Source organism: Ruminococcus sp. YE282, from assembly GCA_900101355.1.
GTDB lineage: Bacteria > Bacillota > Clostridia > Oscillospirales > Acutalibacteraceae > Ruminococcoides > Ruminococcoides bromii_A.
Genome location: FMUV01000079.1, coordinates 1 through 1,407, shown reverse-complemented (window position 1 = coordinate 1,407; position 1,407 = coordinate 1). Strand labels below are relative to the sequence as shown.

At 25.2% G+C, this 1,407-nt stretch carries 1 protein-coding gene; it reads right to left on the bottom strand.

Annotation, left to right across the window (positions count from 1 at the left end):
* Positions 1 to 93: 93 nt before the first annotated feature.
* Positions 94 to 1,197, bottom strand: a complete 1,104-nt coding sequence (locus tag BLP46_RS12745; RefSeq protein WP_167669281.1) for a tyrosine-type recombinase/integrase — start codon at positions 1,195 to 1,197, stop codon at positions 94 to 96.
* Positions 1,198 to 1,407 lie beyond the last annotated feature (210 nt).

Below are 1,407 nucleotides of genomic sequence, written 5' to 3'. Positions count from 1 at the left end.
ATATCGCAAAGTATTCTACTTTACGATATACCATTAAAAAATCTAAATTTAATCACAAAATATTTATATATATGACTAAAAATATGACGGCAATTATGCTGATAAAAAATTTAATTTATCCATATTTTGACGTTTTAAATCCATAGATGAATGAACATATCTGTCTAATGTTATTTTTATATTTGAATGACCAAGAATCTCACTCAAACTTTTAATCTCAAAACCATTTTCTATACATCGTGTAGCAAAAGTGTGTCTCAACACATGAAATTTAATATCTTTCAAATTGCATTTTTTAAGCACACTTTTAAAATAATATTGCATATTTCTTGGTTCTATATAATCAATGTTTGATCCAGTAAGGACAAAAGAGTTTGATTTGTATTTGAATTTCTTCATCAATTCAAACAAGAAATTGGGAATAGGAATCTTTCTTATAGAATCATCACTTTTAGGCTTGGTAATAATTACCTTTGTTTTTGAGATATTATTTTCAGATAAGTTATCTTGTATTCTAATCATTGTTTTGTTTATATTCAAAATCTTTTCACTCATATCAATATCCGACCATTTTAATGCACATAACTCTCCAATGCGTATACCCGTATAAAGACTAATTAATATGCCTAAATTCCTGTTATCTATATTATCTATTAGATAGCAACTTAGTTTTTGTTGTTCGCTAATTGTTAATGTTTCTATGTCTGTTTTTTTGTTTTTTATTGAAATAATATCTAAATTACAATTATGTTGAATTCCTTTGTGAGTAGCATATTTAAAGATGTTTTTTATTATCATCAATATGTCGTTGCAAGTTTTGCTAGAAAAACCTGTTTGAAGTAAACTGTTCATATATTTTTGAATATAATCTGAAGTTAAGCCAGAACAATAACATTTTCCCATTAACGGAATAACATGCTTATCTATAATTGTTTTATATCTAGCTAAACTAGATTCTTTAACATTTAATTTTTTATATTCTATCCATTCATAAATTAGTTCCTCTACTAATATTGATTTAGTATTATTTGTGTTCTTTAATTCTTTTGTTTCTTTTAATTTGTTTTTTACCTCAGTATAACTTTTTCCATATAAATAACCATATACAGCTCTGTTATTTATGTCGCGAGCCTTAATATATCTTCCCTCCCAACGTCCGTCTTGTCTTTTGTAGATATTTTCGCCTTTTCTTGGCATTATAATAATCCCCTCTCTTTGACTAGAATTTTGACGGATAACTAAACTAAAATTAATATAATGTTTTTCGAAAAGGTCATTTTTTATAATCATTTAAATAATATAGATAAAAAAATTCGTGTTTATATTGACTTTTTCGACATAAAGTATTAAAATTTAAGTGTGTTATTGTCAGTTTTATTTATCGTAAAGTAGAATACTTTGCGATAT